This is a genomic window from Maribacter sp. IgM3_T14_3 (genome assembly GCF_049603095.1).
Taxonomy (GTDB): Bacteria; Bacteroidota; Bacteroidia; order Flavobacteriales; family Flavobacteriaceae; genus Maribacter.
In genome coordinates, this window is the sequence record NZ_CP187138.1 from 1,609,074 (window position 1) to 1,626,190 (window position 17,117).

Annotated in this window: 13 protein-coding genes; 4 read left to right on the plus strand and 9 right to left on the minus strand. The window is 35.0% G+C overall.

The annotated features are described in order from the left end of the window. Positions 1 to 95: 95 nt before the first annotated feature. The 4 genes from ACPF9A_RS07195 to ACPF9A_RS07210 all read right to left on the minus strand — a co-directional run bounded on the left by ACPF9A_RS07195 (position 96) and on the right by ACPF9A_RS07210 (position 6,075). Complete coding sequence (locus tag ACPF9A_RS07195; protein ID WP_424003014.1) at positions 96 to 2,444, minus strand: ABC transporter permease; 2,349 nt, start codon at positions 2,442 to 2,444, stop codon at positions 96 to 98. A 217-nt stretch (positions 2,445 to 2,661) separates the two neighbouring features. After that, positions 2,662 to 3,357, minus strand: a complete 696-nt coding sequence (locus tag ACPF9A_RS07200) for an ABC transporter ATP-binding protein (RefSeq protein WP_424003016.1) — start codon at positions 3,355 to 3,357, stop codon at positions 2,662 to 2,664. Positions 3,358 to 3,421: 64 nt separating this feature from the next. Then, positions 3,422 to 4,672: an efflux RND transporter periplasmic adaptor subunit gene (locus ACPF9A_RS07205; protein WP_424003018.1), complete on the minus strand. Its 1,251-nt coding sequence runs from the start codon at positions 4,670 to 4,672 to the stop codon at positions 3,422 to 3,424. A 56-nt stretch (positions 4,673 to 4,728) separates the two neighbouring features. Beyond that, on the minus strand, positions 4,729 to 6,075 hold the full coding sequence (locus ACPF9A_RS07210) for a TolC family protein (RefSeq protein ID WP_424003020.1): 1,347 nt from the start codon (positions 6,073 to 6,075) through the stop codon (positions 4,729 to 4,731). 200 nt (positions 6,076 to 6,275) lie between these two features. Between ACPF9A_RS07210 and ACPF9A_RS07215 the strand changes: the two genes are divergently transcribed. After that, positions 6,276 to 7,640 (plus strand): sigma-54-dependent transcriptional regulator, encoded by a 1,365-nt coding sequence (locus tag ACPF9A_RS07215; RefSeq protein WP_424003022.1) that lies wholly within the window; start codon positions 6,276 to 6,278, stop codon positions 7,638 to 7,640. Then, entirely contained in the window at positions 7,640 to 8,986 is a 1,347-nt protein-coding gene (locus tag ACPF9A_RS07220) for a sensor histidine kinase (protein WP_424003024.1), read from the plus strand. Before ACPF9A_RS07215 ends, ACPF9A_RS07220 begins: the two co-directional genes overlap by 1 nt. Positions 8,987 to 8,988: 2 nt before the next feature. Here the strand turns inward: ACPF9A_RS07220 and ACPF9A_RS07225 are convergent, their stop codons facing one another. The 5 genes from ACPF9A_RS07225 to ACPF9A_RS07245 are packed head-to-tail and all read right to left on the minus strand — an operon-like array spanning position 8,989 to position 12,456. Beyond that, complete coding sequence (locus ACPF9A_RS07225; RefSeq protein WP_027065899.1) at positions 8,989 to 9,333, minus strand: MGMT family protein; 345 nt, start codon at positions 9,331 to 9,333, stop codon at positions 8,989 to 8,991. Positions 9,334 to 9,346: 13 nt separating this feature from the next. Continuing rightward, a complete protein-coding gene (locus tag ACPF9A_RS07230; RefSeq protein ID WP_424003026.1) occupies positions 9,347 to 9,973 on the minus strand; it encodes a LysE family transporter in 627 nt (208 codons plus the stop codon). Between the two features lie 4 nt (positions 9,974 to 9,977). After that, positions 9,978 to 10,646 (minus strand): tRNA (guanosine(46)-N7)-methyltransferase TrmB, encoded by a 669-nt coding sequence (gene trmB / locus ACPF9A_RS07235; protein WP_424003028.1) that lies wholly within the window; start codon positions 10,644 to 10,646, stop codon positions 9,978 to 9,980. Between the two features lie 52 nt (positions 10,647 to 10,698). Then, complete coding sequence (locus tag ACPF9A_RS07240; protein WP_424003030.1) at positions 10,699 to 11,769, minus strand: sensor histidine kinase; 1,071 nt, start codon at positions 11,767 to 11,769, stop codon at positions 10,699 to 10,701. After that, complete coding sequence (locus tag ACPF9A_RS07245) at positions 11,770 to 12,456, minus strand: response regulator transcription factor (protein ID WP_424003032.1); 687 nt, start codon at positions 12,454 to 12,456, stop codon at positions 11,770 to 11,772. A 232-nt stretch (positions 12,457 to 12,688) separates the two neighbouring features. On the opposite strand from ACPF9A_RS07245, the gene ACPF9A_RS07250 reads away from it, so the two are divergent. Both ACPF9A_RS07250 and ACPF9A_RS07255 read left to right on the plus strand, forming a co-directional pair. Further along, positions 12,689 to 13,978, plus strand: coding sequence for a hypothetical protein (locus ACPF9A_RS07250; RefSeq protein WP_424003034.1), 1,290 nt, complete (start codon positions 12,689 to 12,691; stop codon positions 13,976 to 13,978). Between the two features lie 100 nt (positions 13,979 to 14,078). Next, the gene (locus ACPF9A_RS07255; RefSeq protein WP_424003036.1) at positions 14,079 to 16,916 is read left to right on the plus strand and encodes a TonB-dependent receptor domain-containing protein; all 2,838 of its coding nucleotides are present in this window, start codon (positions 14,079 to 14,081) and stop codon (positions 16,914 to 16,916) included. Positions 16,917 to 17,117: the final 201 nt, after the last annotated feature.

A 17,117-nucleotide genomic window follows, 5' to 3' on the forward strand; every position in this document is an offset into this window, starting at 1 on the left:
TCTAATATCTTAACTGTCAAATATTTAGACAAAATGTGTAAAATATATTTACAGATAAATTCTGAATTTGGGTCTTGTTATCATGATAAATGCCCTTATTCTGTACGCAAACTTTTTACAGGATTCGCCCTAGCCGCTTTTAAAGCTTGAAAACTTATCGTTACTAATGCTATAACAATGGCGACAACGCCTGCAATTACAAAAGCCCATATATCTATAGAAATACGGTAAGAATACCCTTCTAACCAGTTCTGCATTAATAGCCATGCAAGAGGACAAGCTATTAAAATTGCGATAACGACCAACTGCATAAAATCTTTTGACAACAAGCCTACTATACTCGATATACTTGACCCTAAAACTTTACGAACCCCAATTTCTTTTCTACGCTGATCTGCGGTAAAGGCCGATAATCCGAAGAGTCCTAAACAAGAAATCAATATAGCTAGTAGCGCAAAAATTTGAGATAGGTTGCCGATTAATTTTTCACTCTTAAACTTGGCATTATAGGTATCATCTACAAATTCATATTCAAAAGGAAATGCAGGATTAAACTTTTTCAACGATGTCTCCATAGCTGATAAGGCCGATGCTGTTGCCATACCAGACTTCGCTTTTACATACATAAAACGTGCTTCACTTGGGTCATTAAAAAATATAACCGGATCACTAGACCCGTACATATCACCATATAAATAATCTTTTACTACACCAATTACAGGGTAGTCTTCAGCTACTGTTTTTCCAATAGCACTACCGCTACCCATTAATTTTGCGAAAGATTCACTGATAATAATGTTGGTACTATCTTGAGCGGGATTATTGCTAAATCCTCTACCCTCAATAATCTCCATACCTGCAGTAGTAAAGAAATTTGAAGTAATATTTCTAACGGATACCAATACATTTTCGGTATCAACACCCCCTTGCCATTCTAAGCCAGATGTATTATTTCCGCCAGATAATATATCTGAATTATTGAGTCCGATACTTTCAATCATTCCGGAGGCAACCATATCTTCCTCAATAGGAATGAAGTTTTTAATCATATCTCCCGTCACAGGTATTTTTACAAGATTTTCTTTATTATACCCTAAATCTCGCCCTTTTACATGTTGTACCTGTTGGTATACAATTATGGTACTTATGATAAATACTATGGATACTACAAACTGAGTAGCTACTAATCCTTTTCTGATAAATGTTGCGCTACCTTTTGTTTTTCGTGCTCCCTTCAATACATCAACAGGTTTAAAAGAAGACAAATAGAATGCCGGATACCAACCCGCAACAATACCACAAAAAAGGGTAATGCCTATCAATGTTAAAATATGCGTGGCATTGAACAAACTTAACTCTAGTTGTTTATCTATAATCATATTAAATTGTGGTACCAATAATTTCAATAACAGCACACTTAGTACTGCAGATAACGCGGCAGTGATAATAGCCTCTGCCATAAATTGAGATATCAGTCCTTTTCTACCAGAACCCAATACTTTACGGACTCCGACTTCATTTGCTCTTTTTTCACTTCTGGCAGTCGCCAAATTCATGAAATTAATACAGGCTATTAATAAAATGATTATTGCAATAAGACTGAATAGCCTTACATAAGTAATTTGACCTCCAATTTGTTTTCCACCCTCAAAAGATGACCTTAAATGCCAATCTTTCATCGAAAATAAAAATGCGAAAGTTTCATCATCTTCGGTTTTCATAGGCAGTATTGCTTTCACTTTCTGATTGACAATATCAAAATTTGCTTCTGGAGACAATTCTACAAAAGTATCAGCGAAATTTGCACCATAGCCATTTACCCACTCTTTACCTTCAGCAAAACGCTCAAAAGGTGCCAACCAATCAAAAGTATAGGTAACGTTGTTTGGTAAATCTTCATAGACACCAGAAACGGTATAATTATTTTCATTATTTATTTTCACCACCTTATTAATGGCCGAAATGTTTTCACCGAATAATTGGGTAGCCGTTTCTTGCGAAATTACAATGGCATCAACATCATTAAAAGCCGTTTCTAGATTGCCTTCTACAAAAGTTAGACTAAATATGCTTAAAAAATCAGGGTCGGCATATCGTCCGTTTTTATTAATAGCGGTATCATCTACCTGAAACAAAAAATCTTCACTTTTTGTTCTTGCAGCTCCTACTATTCCAGGAACTTCTTGCTTTAATATTTCTGCTAACGGACCCGGAGTAGCTTCAAAAAATGTTCTCCATTCTCCATCGTATTGTTGGTTGGTGGGTATGTAATAAACCACATCTTGTTTTGCAAAATCTTTATCATAGCCAACCTCATCTTCTACCCAAAGTAAAATCATAGCGGCACAGGTAATACCTATTGCCAGACCAAAAATATTCAACAAGCTATAGCCTTTATTCTTCCAAAGGTTTCGCCATGCGATTTTTATATAGTTCTTAAACATAGTTCTCGTTTTTTTCTCCCCCTAGCCCCCTCCAAAGAAAGGGGATTGAGTTCGGTGATTGATTGATACTATTAGTATCCGTGATGAAGGAATACCTTTGATTGGTTTGGTTTTTGGCTGATTAGTTGATTTCTCTTCGACTCCGCTCCGTGAACGAAATTGATAATTGATTGATAAATAAACTCTTTTTTTTAAACCCCCTTCGGGGGAATGGGGATTACATCATGGCTCCGATTGCTCGGTTTTGACTTTCAGTTACAATTTGACCATCGAATAGATTTACTACTCGGTGAGCATAATGCGAATCTCTGTCTGAGTGCGTTACCATAACTATAGTGGTTCCCTCTTGATTTAGTTCTGTTAATAGGTTCATTACCTCAATTCCATTTTTACTGTCCAAGTTTCCTGTTGGCTCATCAGCTAATATTAATTTCGGATTAGTTACTACTGCTCTCGATATTGCTACACGTTGTTGCTGACCACCTGATAATTGCTGCGGAAAATGATTTTCTCTATGTGCAATTTTCATTCGCTCCAGCACTTTCATTACCTTTTCTTTTCGTTCTGCCTTACCCATTTTTAAATATATCAATGGAAGCTCTACATTTTCGTAAACAGTAAGTTCATCGATAAGATTAAAGCTTTGAAAAACGAAGCCTAAATTCCCTTTACGTAATTGTGTACGCTGACTCTCTTTTAGTCCGCCTACTTCGTTTCCCGCAAAATTGTAGCTGCCATCTGTTGGGTTATCTAACATGCCAATAATATTCAATAGAGTAGATTTACCACAACCAGACGGACCCATAATAGCCACAAACTCGCCATCTTCTACTTTTAGGTTGACATTATTCAATGCCAAGGTTTCTACTTCTTCTGTTCTAAAACTTTTTTTAAGGTTCGTAATGGTTATCATTTCGATTGATTTTAATTGTTAGTATAAAGACATCTTTACGATGCTTAATGTGACAGTTCGTTTTTTATTTTAATACAATTCTTTCAGCCTCGCCGAAATTATCATAGCTACTTGTAATTACTTTTTCTCCAGGTTCTAAACCTTCTAAAACTTCATAGAACCTAGAATTCTGTTTTCCTATTCTTATGTTTCTTTTAACGGCTTCCCCTCCATCAGTGTTCACTACAAAAATCCATTGTCCACCAGTGCTTTGAAAGAAGCTCCCTTTTGGTAATAAAAGTGCATCGTTAGATTCACCCAATTGTAATTTAATATTGTAGCTCTGACCTGAACGAATAGTTTCTGGCTTGCTATCGGTAAAGACTAAATCAACCTTAAATCTACCGTTTCTTACCTCAGGGTATACTTTTCGTAGTCGCAATGGAAATTCTGTTCCGTTACGCTCCAAAACAGCCACTAAATCTCTTTTAACACGGTCAATATAATGCTCATCGATTTCAGCTTCTATCTTATAATCTGTAAGTACGTTAATCTGACCTATACGCTGACCTTGTGCTATACTCTGCCCTATTTCGGCATCTAAAAATCCTAATTGCCCATCTGCAGGGGCACGAACATTTAAGTGATCTAGTCTTTGGTACACCATACCTAATGTTCTTTGCATACGTTCTAAATCGGTATCCAACCCTTTTAATGATGTTTCACGCAACTCATCATCTTGTACGGTTTGTACTTTAATAATCTCATGTTGTTTTTGAGATAATTCATAGTTTTCTTTAGATAGTTGAAATGCTTCTCTTGAAATCAGTTCATCATCGAACAAGGCTTTATTTTGCTCATAATTTCTTTTCAAGCGTTGCAAATCTGTACTTGTTGTTGCCAATGATCTTCTACCTTCAACCTGTCTTGAATCAAAACTCATTTTGGTCGATCTTAGGTCATTTTGTTTCAGTGCCAAATTACTCTCGCTCGCCAAAATCTGCTCGTATAAATTCATGTTCTCTAGCTTCAAGATAATATCACCTTTCTTCACCATTGCGCCTTCTTCAATAAGTTTTTCACTTACACGACCACCTTCATAAGCATCCATATAAATGGTGGCAATTGGTGCTACGCTACCGTTAATAGTAATATAGTCATCGAACTTACCTGCTGATACCTCGGCAATCGAAAGTTTATCTTTTTCTGTTCTAAAAGTTGAAACAGAACTAGAAAACAATAGCTGATATCCAACAAATAATAGCAACACACCTAATGCAATGTAGCCGAAGTGTTTTGGCTTGAGTCCTTTTTTCTTTTCTAATTTTATATCCATCTTATTCTTAATTCGTTGTTTGTATTTGGTTACTGATTAATCTCAAGGCTTGATTTCTAATTAATATCGAAAACTGGCAAGCCTCTGTAAAAATCTAATGTACTCTTATTGATTTCTGAACGAAGTTTTACCTGTAAATTTTCGTTTTGCGCACTGGCATATAAATTCTTAGCTGTAAAAAGTTCTAATGCATTGATCAATCCTTTTTCATAGCGTTTTTGAGCAATGGTAAAGGCTAAGTTTTGCGCATCCATTTTCTGATTGCTCTGTACTAGCTCTACCTGCAAAGAATTATAATCTTGTACTAATTTTTGTATCGCCTGAAATAGCTCTTGCTCTTGTGTTTTTAAATTATTCTCTTCTCGTAGCTTTTCTATTTTAGATTGCTTTACCCTAGACCTTGCAGACCAACCATTACTAATCGGCACATTTAAATTGACACCAATATATTGGGAAGTATTATCTCTAAACTGCTCTCTAAATGGTAAGGTGTTGCCCATTGTATCTCTAAAAGTTTCAAAATACCCTGTACCAATACCTGCAAATAATGAAAGGGAAGGATACAATCTACCTCTTGAAACTGCTACTTGCTTTTTAGCTGCTTCTGCTCTAAACTCTTGTGCTTTTATCATTGGTATAAACTCTCTTGCCTCATTATAAACAGCATCAGATTTCATATCTTGGCTATTAATTTCTGATACTATTTCTTCCAAATCTTTTTGAATTACTATATCTGAAGTATTTTCTAAATTCATTTCTTGAATCAAAGTCAACTTTGCTGACGCCAATTGATTGTTACTTTGAGTTACATTTAGCTTATCGGTTAACAATAAAGATTCTGCTTCATACAAATCTGCTCCTGCTTTTAAACCTAATTCTACCTGCTTTTCTACTAGATTATAATTTGATTGCGATACCGTTAATTGTTCTTTTGATATCTCTACTAATCCTTCAAAAAATTGAATATCATAAAAAGCTTGCATCACTCTAAATGCCAACAAATATTTTTGCTGTAATACCTCCTCTTGTGTTGCCTTAAATAACAACTTAGATGCTTTTATGGCATTGATTTTCTGAAATCCTTGAAACAAATCAATTGAAGATTCTAAAGAATAGTTGTTCGAGTAAAAATCTTGATTTACGAACGTACCTGTATTTGGATCTTCTGCTCTACCATAACTAATTAAATAACTAGAAGATGCATTTACCGATGGCAACAGATTACGAACCGATTGTCTGTACGTTTCTCTGTTAGATTGGTTGGTATACTTAAAGTCATTCAACTGCAAGTTATGCTCCATTGCAAAAGAAACACATTTATCTAATGTCCAGCTTTCTTGAGCAAATAGAGACCCCCAAATGGAGAGTAGCAAAAGTGTCGTTATTTTAAATTTTTGATTCATTTCTTTATTGGTATGCCATTCTTATTACTATATGCGTGCCATAATTATATAATATTGATTTACAGTTGTTTACATTATAATGAAAATAGCCCTTAATTTATTAGTGTAAAATTGTTGTACAGATAATGTCAAATATTTTTACAGTAGCATGAAAATACAAACTTGTATGTGTAATTTTAAAAGAGTTAATAGAATTTACCATGATCGATGCTAAAATACTTGTTGTAGATGATACCAAAAGTGTATTGAGCGCTTTAGAGATATTATTACAGTTTGAATATAAAAGTGTACAGACTATTTCTAACCCCAACTTACTAACCTCTTTCCCCAACTTGAAGGAAATTGATATCATACTATTAGATATGAATTTTTCTGCGGGAGTGAACACTGGTAACGAGGGATTATACTGGCTTCGAGAAATAAAAAAGAAGGCATCGCACATCTCTGTAATAATGATGACCGCATATGGTGCCGTTGAACTTGCAGTTGAAGCAATTAAAGAAGGAGCTAGCGATTTTGTTCTTAAACCTTGGAACAATGAGCGACTATTAACTACCGTAAAATCTGCTTACGAGCTCAGAAAATCGCAGAAAGAGGTGCAGCACTTAAAACAAAAAGAGAGTAATCTGAAGCAGGTTATCAACCAGAATTCAAATTACATTATTGGCAATTCTAAAGCATTGAACAGTGTCTTAAACCTCGTGCAAAAAGTTGCCAAAACAGATGTAAATATTTTAGTAACCGGTGAAAACGGAACGGGTAAAGAACTTATCGCTCGCGAGCTTCATAAATCTTCAGCTAGAAATAATGAGGTTTTTATTTCAGTGGATATGGGGTCTATCTCTGAAAATTTATTCGAAAGTGAACTTTTTGGACATGTAAAAGGGTCTTTTACAGATGCTAAAGATGACCGCGCAGGTAAATTTGAAGCTGCCAATGGCGGAACACTCTTTTTAGATGAAATCGGTAACCTTTCTTTACAGATGCAAGCAAAGCTACTATCGGTTATTCAGAATAGGGTTGTCGTTCGTGTAGGATCAAACAAACCTATTGCTGTTGACATTCGATTAATATGTGCTACTAATGGTAATTTAGAACAAATGGTTACTGACGGATTGTTTCGTGAAGATCTTTTATACCGTATAAATACCATTCAAGTACAGGTACCTGCATTACGAGATCGTGACAATGATGTTTTAGTATTATCAGATTTCTTTTTGAAAAAATTCGCTAATAAATACGGCAAGCCTAGTTTAAAAATAAATCAATCTGCACAAGAGAAATTAATGACCTACCCTTGGCCTGGTAATATTAGAGAACTTTTGCATACCATGGAGCGTGCCGTAATACTTTCTGAAGGAAATGTATTAAAACCAACCGATTTTCTATTGGATACCAAAACTACCGTAGCCATTGAAGGCGGACCGAAAACACTCGAAGAAATGGAATTGGTGATGATCAATAAGGCACTGAACGACCATGAAGGTAATTATAGTGCCGCTGCAGATCAATTGGGTATTTCAAGACAGACCCTTTATAATAAACTTAAAAAATCGGGTAAATAATGGTCAGCAAAAGCATATACTACCAACTTATTTTTAGGATTATTCTGATAGCCGTTTGTGCACTACTCACAGCATTTCTAATTTTCAAAGAACATTACCTGATTAGCGGTATTTTGAGTCTGGTTTTTATAGGACAGACATACGGACTCATACATTACGTGAACCAAACCAATAGAAAAATCGCTTATTTCTTCGATGCCATAAAGAATGAAGATTTCACCTTGCGTTTTCCTGAAAAACTGAGTGTAAAATCTATCGAAGAACTGAACCATAGCTTGAATATGTTAAACGGAATGATTCAAGATATTCATGTAAAAAAACAAGCACAGGAGCAGTATTATCAAGAAATTTTAAGGCAAGCAGACATTGGTATTTTCACCGTTAATGACAAAGGGCATATTTTATACGCGAACCCAACGGTACAAGATTTGCTTAACTACCGACCCCTTAACCACGTTAAGCAATTAAAGCAAATAGACCCGAATCTATACAGTCTATTTGAATCTTTAGAACCTTTTGAAAGCACCTTATATTCTTTAGGCAATGAACGTGGCAAAAAAGAATTGACATTAAAATGTACGCCAATCGCCATCGAAGGTAAGCAGTTATTATTGGTCATTGTTCACGATATTCAAAAGGAATTGGATGATAAAGAAACTGATTCTTGGGTGAAACTAATTCGTGTATTAACCCATGAAATCATGAATACTATTACTCCGATTACTTCTATTTCTGAATCTATATTAAAATACTTTAAAAAAGGAGATGTGCTTTCCACGCCTAAAGAATTTGGAGAACTTCAAATAAAAAATTCAGCAAAAGGTCTAGAGGTTATCAAAGAACAGGGTAATGATTTAATGAGTTTTGTTCAGTCGTACCGTACATTTTTAAGTGTACCCGAACCTGATCGAGAATTAATACCCGCTAGTAAGATTTTAGAAAAAGTGCGGTTATTATTACAGGAGTATACGAACGGACATAATATTACTTTAGAAGTATTATCTGAACCTGAAGACCTAGAACTTTACATCGACGAAAAACAGATTACTCAAATACTTTTAAACCTTGGTAAAAATGCCCAGCAGGCTTTACAAGAACAAGATGAAGGTAGCATCATTATTAAAGCAGAAGAAGATGCGCAGGGTAAAAAATATATTACGGTTACCGATAACGGACCTGGAGTTTCTGCGGAGTTATTAGATGAAATATTTGTTCCATTTTTTACTACTAAAAATACTGGAACAGGTATCGGTTTAAGCTTAAGCAAACAAATTATGCGTTTGCATGGTGGTTCAATTCGAGTAGTATCTAATGAAAAGACAACATTTACCCTAACCTTTCAATAGCGCTATAATTCTGCTTTGAGCTCTGTAAATGGATCCCAGAAGTAGTTTTCTAGTTGTACTATTTGCAGGTCTTTTATGACCACTCCCTCACCTTCTAACAGTTGTTGCATGAGGTTAGTGCCGTCAAAATGATGCTTCCCAGTTAATAGTCCGGCTTTGTTAACTACTCTATGCGCAGGAATATCATCCATATTGTGCGATGCGTTCATTGCCCAGCCTACCATTCTTGCACTACGTGCCGCACCTAAATATTTGGCAATTGCACCATAGGAAGTTACACGACCTTCCGGTATTAACCGCGCTACCTGATATACTCTTTCAAAGAAATTCTCATTTTCAGGTTTCATCGGCTAAATCCGTTTAATTAAACAATCTAAAAGCGGTTATCACAAATAACAACACCATTAATCCGCTTAAAATAAAATTACTGTTCTTAGAAAATGACTTTGTTTTATGCTCCCACTTATTAAAATAAATCACATATAAATACATGGCAAGAAAAGTACCACTACCGGCAGCTAGAATGAACAAAACCTCATCTACGATTTTAAAGGTCATAAAACCTTGAGAGTGAAAAACCGTATTTAATCCGCTATAATAAGGTATCGCCAAAAGATTAATAAGTGCCAAGAACACTCCTTTAGAAAAACTATTTCGTTTTTTGGTTTCGGTAAGTATCAACGGCTTATTCTCTTGCTTTCTACCTTTTATAAAAAATACAATTGCCAACACAAAGAATATACCCAAAGCCAATTGCAGAAGCACCTCTATTACATGTTGATTTCTAGAAATTAATTTTCCGATACGTACCGATACATACGTTTGTAACATTACGGCAAGAGCAACACCCAAACCAAAAATTATTCCATTTGTTTTTCCCTTTTCTACACTTGTCTTTGCTGCATTTAAATTCAGCAAACCGGGTGGTAGTGACGCGAAGAAAGCCGCACCAAAAGTGAATACAAATAAAATAGGTAATTGTTGCATCGAATCAGTTTACCTTAAACCTAATAAAGGTAATAGGTTTTCCCTTTTCAAGATACTGATTTTCATAGAAAGTCTGTATTTCTAAGACTTCTTTAGGGCTACCTTCATTTTTATACACATCGTGGTTGGCATAAAGAACCTCTAACCCTAAACCGTGAAGTAGACCTAAGGTATACCCATGCATAAACTCGCTATCCGTTTTAAGATTTACGGTTCCGTCAGGTTTTAGAACTTGCTTATAGCGCTCTAAAAAAGCCGTGTTGGTCATGCGATGTTTGGTGCGTTTATATTTTATTTGAGGATCAGGGAAAGTAATCCAAATTTCAGACACCTCTTCTTTACCAAAAAGATGATCAACCAGTTCGATTTGAGTCCGAATAAAACAAACATTTGGTAAATCTCCCTCTACAGCTTCCTTGGCTCCTTTCCAGAAACGGGCCCCTTTTATATCGATACCGATAAAATTCTTTTTCGGAAATTTCTTCGCCAAGCCAACGGTATACTCTCCTTTACCACAACCCAATTCTAATACAATAGGGTTATCGTTTTTGAAATGGGTGTTCCATTTTCCTTTCAAAGGAAAACCACCTACCACTTCGTCTCTTGTTGGTTGAATTACGTTTGAAAACGTCTCGTTTTCTTGAAATCGCTTTAATTTATTTTTACTTCCCACAATTTTTACATCTAAACTGCGGCAAATCTAAGAAAAAAGAGAGGGTTAGCGATTATTGTACTTCTTCTATTTGAACGATACTTTTCTCTAGCGTAAAAGAAAACTCTGAACCGACCTCAACAGCACTTTCTACAAAGATTTTTTCTCCGTGTGCTTCTATGACATGTTTTACAATGGCGAGACCCAACCCAGAGCCACCTTCGCGACGGCTACCACTTTGATCTACCCTATAAAAACGTTCAAAAAGACGAGGAATATGCACTGCAGGTATACCTTCGCCATTATCGGTTACTCTTACAATTACCTTGTTTTTAACCAAATTTTCTACACTTACTTCTGTTGTACCATTGTCATTACCATACTTTATAGAGTTGACCAGCAAATTGGTAAGCACCTGTTGAATTTTTTCTTTATCGGCAAATACGAATATGGGTTGCACATATTCCATATCAAAAGTTAGGGTAATATTTTTCTTGGCCGCTTTCATCTCTAAAAGATCGAACACACTTTGTATTAAATCAATAATATCGAACGAGCGCTTTTCAAGAGTAAGATGCCCTACTTCAAACTTCGTAATCAGGTCCAAGTCTTTTACAATATAAATCAGACGATCTACCGCTTTATTGGCACGTATTAAATACTTCTTACGTACATTTTTATCATCAATAGCACCATCTAACAAGGTTTCTATATAACCCTGCACAGTAAATAGAGGCGTTTTGAGCTCATGCGATACGTTACCCAAGAAATCTTTACGGTATTCTTCTCTAATCTTCAACGTATCGATTTCTATCCTTTTATCTTTTGCAAATTTTTCAATTTCAGCCGTTAAGGTTCTCATATCTGTAGTAACAGGGTATGAGGGTATCGTACTAGATTCTAGCAACTCAACATCGTCATAGATTTTTTTTATCCGCTTGTAAATAAATTTTTCTATTCTTAACTGTAGCGTGATAAAAGATATTATAAAAAAGAATAGTGCTCCAAAGATTAAAATACCCCAGTTTATAGTACTAAATCGCCATTGTAATAAAGCGAGCACCGATATGCTATTTATTACAATATAAAACGATGAGCGAAACGCAAAACGATATGACTTTCTTGAACGAACTTTAGCAGTCATTTAGAGTACAAACTTATAACCTACTCCCTTAACAGTTTTAAAATGGTCTTCCCCAATTTTTTCGCGAAGCTTTCTAATATGTACATCTATTGTACGACCACCAACAACCACTTCATTACCCCAAACTCTATCAAGAATTACTTCTCTTTTAAATACTTTACTAGGTTTTGAAGTTAATAGAGCAAGAAGTTCAAACTCTTTTCTAGGCAAAATGATTTCTTTACCTTTCTTGATAATCTTATATTCTTCTCTATTAATTACGATATCACCAACTTTGGTAATATCTTCTTGAGCGTTTTCTTCGTTCTTCATACGTCTAAGTAGCGCATTTACCTTGCTTACCAAAACCTTAGGTTTAATAGGTTTGGTAATATAATCATCTGCACCTGCATCAAAACCTGCTACTTGAGAATAATCTTCTCCTCTAGCTGTTAAGAAGGTAATAATGGTATTTTCCATACCAGGAGTTTTTCTTAGAATCTCGCAAGCTTCAATACCATCCATCTCGGGCATCATTAGATCTAGAATAATAAGATGTGGCATTTTCTTCTTTGCTTTAGCAACACCATCAGCACCATTTTTTGCGGTATACACATCGTACCCTTCGGCAGATAAATTATAGGCCACTATCTCTAGGATGTCTGGTTCATCATCAACTAAAAGTATCCTAATGTCCTTCTTTTTCATGGTTTTCAAATTAGATTGATTCGCTCAAAAGTAAAGATAATACTATTACTGCAACGTCAGTTAACATTGATTTAATGTAGTAACGTTTACATAACATTAACAAAATAAATGTTTAACATGGATCTAACCCGAACATTACAACCTGTAGTTTTCTTTGCAGTGCAATAAAATAATAACTGATAAGAACATTATTGCCAACCAAAATTTAGATTAATAAATTTAAAAAGAAAAGATGAAAAAAATTATTTGGTCACTTGCTACAGTAACAGCTATTATCGCTGCAGCGTCTTGTGAAAAAGAAACAGTAGTAGAAATTGAAAAAGAAGTAATCGTAACCGACACCGTTACTGTTGACGCTGTAGAAACTTCAATAACAGTTTCAGGAGACATTAATGCAGATGCTACCTGGACCACTGACAAAATCGTTGTTTTAGATGGTAGAGTATTCGTTACTGATGGAGCAACACTTACTATTGAGCCAGGTACAATTATAAAAGCAAATGCTGGATCAGGTGTTAATGCTTCTGTATTAATAGTAACAAGAGGTAGTAAGATTGAAGCTGCAGGTACAGCTACAGCTCCAATTATCTTTACTTCTTTTGCGGATAATATTGAATTAGGACAAACTGCCGGTACCAATCTTGACCAAAATGATCGTGGTCTTTGGGGTGGTTTAATCGTATTGGGTAATGCACCTGCATCTTTTGATGGTGATGCGGAATCTGCTCAAATAGAAGGCGTACCTACTGATACTGATGGAGACAAAGGTTTATATGGTGGATCTGACTCTGCTGATGATTCAGGTACTTTACAGTATATCTCTATTCGTCATGGTGGTGCTTTAATTGGTGAAGGAAACGAAATTAACGGTCTTACTTTAGGTGCTGTTGGTACTGGAACAACTATTGACAATATTGAAGTTGTTGGTAATGTTGATGATGGTGTTGAATTCTTTGGTGGAAGCGTAAACGCTACTAACCTATTTGTATGGGCACAAGGTGATGACGGTCTTGATATTGACCAGGCTTACTCTGGTACAATTGACAATGCAGTAGTTGTACAAGGTGGTATTTCTGATCACGCTTTAGAAATTGACGGACCAGAAGGTTCTTTACAAGGTGGCTTTACTTTAACAAACGCTACTTTAATAGGTTTAGCTGACAATGTTGAAAATGGTGAAATCGCAGATTACCGCTCAAACGCACAAGGTACTAGCAACAATATATTAGTAACTAATTTTACAGGAGTAGGTACTGACTTACAACTTTCTGATGTTGAATTAGACAACGAAGGTGTTGCCGCTAATTATACTGCAGGTTCATTAGTATTTACCAACTGGGAAATAGTATTACCAACTGGTGTTACTGCTTCTTCTGAAGTATTTAATGATACTACAGACAGTACAACTTTTGAAGCTGATGCAGCAACTTTCTCATCTGCAGTAACAGAAGGAACTGTTGGTGCTGACACTTCTGCTTTTTCTTGGACTTACGCTAACACTAAAGCTAGCTTAGGTTTCTAATTATAAATACAAATAATAGTTACACATAAAAATTGCTCGTCTTAGACTAATCTATAGGCGGGCAATTTATTTCTTTTTTAATAATTTCAATTAATTTATTATGAAACTTAAGTTATTATTCATTTTACTCATCACCTTTTCTTCTCAAGCTATCTTTGCACAAGAAGGTATTATTTCAGGAACGGTAAACGATGGTGAATTTAATGACGTTCTTCCTTTTGCAAATATTCTTATCAAAGGCACTACAAAAGGAACCACATCAGATTTTGATGGAAAATATGTTCTAGACGTTGAGCCTGGCACTTACACCGTTACTTTTTCGTACTTAGGATACGAAACAAAAGAAGTAGCAGAAGTAATCGTTGCGCCTGGTGCAGAGCAAATAATAGATATTACTTTAAATCCGCTTGCAAATGCTCTAGATGAAGTAGTGGTGACAACAACTGTTAGTAAAAACACAGAAGCTTCTGTATTAAATCTACAAAAGAATTCGGTAGCCTTATTAGATGGTTTATCTATACAAAGCATAAAAAAATCTGGCGCTAGCGATATTGCCAGTGCTATTAAATCAGTACCTGGTGTATCTGTACAAGGAGGTAAATTTGTTTATGTTCGTGGTTTAGGTGACCGTTACACTAAATCTATTTTAAATGGTGTAGATGTACCTGGTCTTGATCCAGACAGAAACACTTTACAATTAGATATTTTCCCTACAAATATTCTTGATAATATTATTGTTATTAAATCTGCAACAGCAGATCAACCTGCAGATTTTACAGGTGGTGTTGTTGATATTGTTACTAAAGATTTCCCATCAAGAGCAGAATACAGTTTCTCTGCTGGCCTAGGTTACAATTCTAGTATGCATTTTAAGGACAATTACCTTAAATATGATGGTAGTCCAACAGATGCATTAGGTTTTGATAATGGTCAAAGGGATTTAGCAATACCACAAAATATAGAAACTCCTTTACCTGTTGTAGACGGCAATAGATCCGCTGCCTTAACAAGATTATTGGAACCAAATCTGAAAGCACTAGAAAATCAAAGTGGTGCAGATTTTAATATTGGTTTTACAGCTGGTAACCAATATGACCTTAATGAAGATGGAACTAAAAAAATAGGTTACTTAGCCTCTCTTACATATAAAAACAGTACTGATTTCTACGAAGATGCTGTTAGCGGACAAGTATTTAGAAAACAAGACCAAGACAAATCTGTTCTTGAGCTAACCGATGATAGAACACAATCTGGTAACATTGGTGTTAACAATGTACTTATTAGTGGTCTTGCAGGTATTTCATTAAAAAGCCTTCAGTCTAAATACAAGTTAAATGTATTACATATACAAAACGGTGAGTCTGGTACTTCATATATTAGACAAGATAATTTCAATGTAAACTCTAATACTATTTTCAAAGATGTTTTAACCTATACACAAAGATCTATTACAAACATCTTGTTAAATGGTGAGCATAGTAATGAGGATGGCTCTTGGAAAATTTCTTGGAAAGTTTCGCCAACATTTTCTAAAATCTACGATAAAGATTTAAGAACAACTCCCTTTAGATTTGAGCCAGAAACTGGAAATTTTACTATATCGCCTAGTGAATCTGGAGACCCAAGTAGAATTTGGAGAGACTTAGAAGAATACAATGTAGCTAGTAAATTAGACCTTACAAGAAAGCATCAATTATTTGGTAGAGATGCAAAACTTAAATTTGGTGGTGCTTATACTATTAAAGAAAGAGACTTTGTTGTAAATCAATTCTCAACACCGATACAATCACAAACAGGAAATTACAGTTTAAATTTTGAAGGTAATGCGGATTTAATTTTAGCTCCTGAAAACATATATAGTCCAGAAACAAGAGAAGGAACTTATGTTAGACGTGATTCTAACATATCCGACTCTTTCAACTCTCAAATTACTGTTGGCGCTGGTTACGTTGGAGATGAATTTAAACTATCTGATAGGTTTAATGCCATTGTTGGTGTAAGATTTGAAAAGTTTGACCTTCGTTACTCAGGTGAAAACCAAGATGGTGAAGTTTTTGACAATCAAACAATTTTAGATAAAGCAGATTTCTTCCCTTCTGCTAACTTTATATATGACTTAAACGAAGAAGCTAATAAGAAAATAAGAGCTTCATTTTCTAGTACTACAGCAAGACCTTCTTTTAAAGAAGCTTCTAACGCGCAAATTTTTGACCCTGTATCAAGCACCTTCTTTATTGGTAATATTAATATTCAACCTACGTACATCAATAACTACGATATTAGATTCGAGGCTTATGGTGAAGGAACCAATTTCTTTGCGATTAGTGGTTTTGCTAAAACGTTTGATGATCCTATTGAATTGACATTCATTAGAGAAGCTAGAGGGCAATTTATTCCTTTAAACCTAGGTGATGCTAAAGTTTTTGGTGCTGAATTAGAGTACAGAAGAAATATGGGCTTTATACCAGGATGGGAAAATTTCAATTTCAATGCTAACATTTCTGTTATTGAATCTCAGCAAACATACAGTGAAGATGAAGAAGCTGCAAGAATCGATAACTTAAGAACAGGTGAAACATTAGATGATACAAGACAATTACAAGGTCAGTCTCCTTTACTTTTAAACGTTGGTTTTGACTACTCAAATAATGATAATGGCTGGCAAGGTGGTATCGTTTACAATGTTCAAGGTAAAACTTTAGAGATTGTAGGTAATGGTGATATTCCTGATGTTTATACGCTACCGTTCCATAATTTAAAGTTCAATTTAAGTAAAGAATTCGGTAGAGAAAATTCTAGTAAAATAACCTTGAAGTTTGAAAACATTATCAATGATGATATCGAAAGTGTTTATCAATCTTTTGGAGCTCAAGACCAAGTTTATTCTTCTAGATATCCAGGACAAGCTATTTCTTTAGGATATAGCTACCAGTTCTAAAATCTTTAAAATTCAATATCTAAAAGCCCGCAATTTGCGGGCTTTTTTATTTAAAATAATTCTTACAATCAAAGACTACACGCTACTTAAAACAACAATAAAATAGGTAGTTAAGGTTATAAAAAGTGCATTTCATCGATTATATTGCATTTCATCGATCTTTTCACAATATCTACTCTTACAAAAATAAAAAGGAGTGTT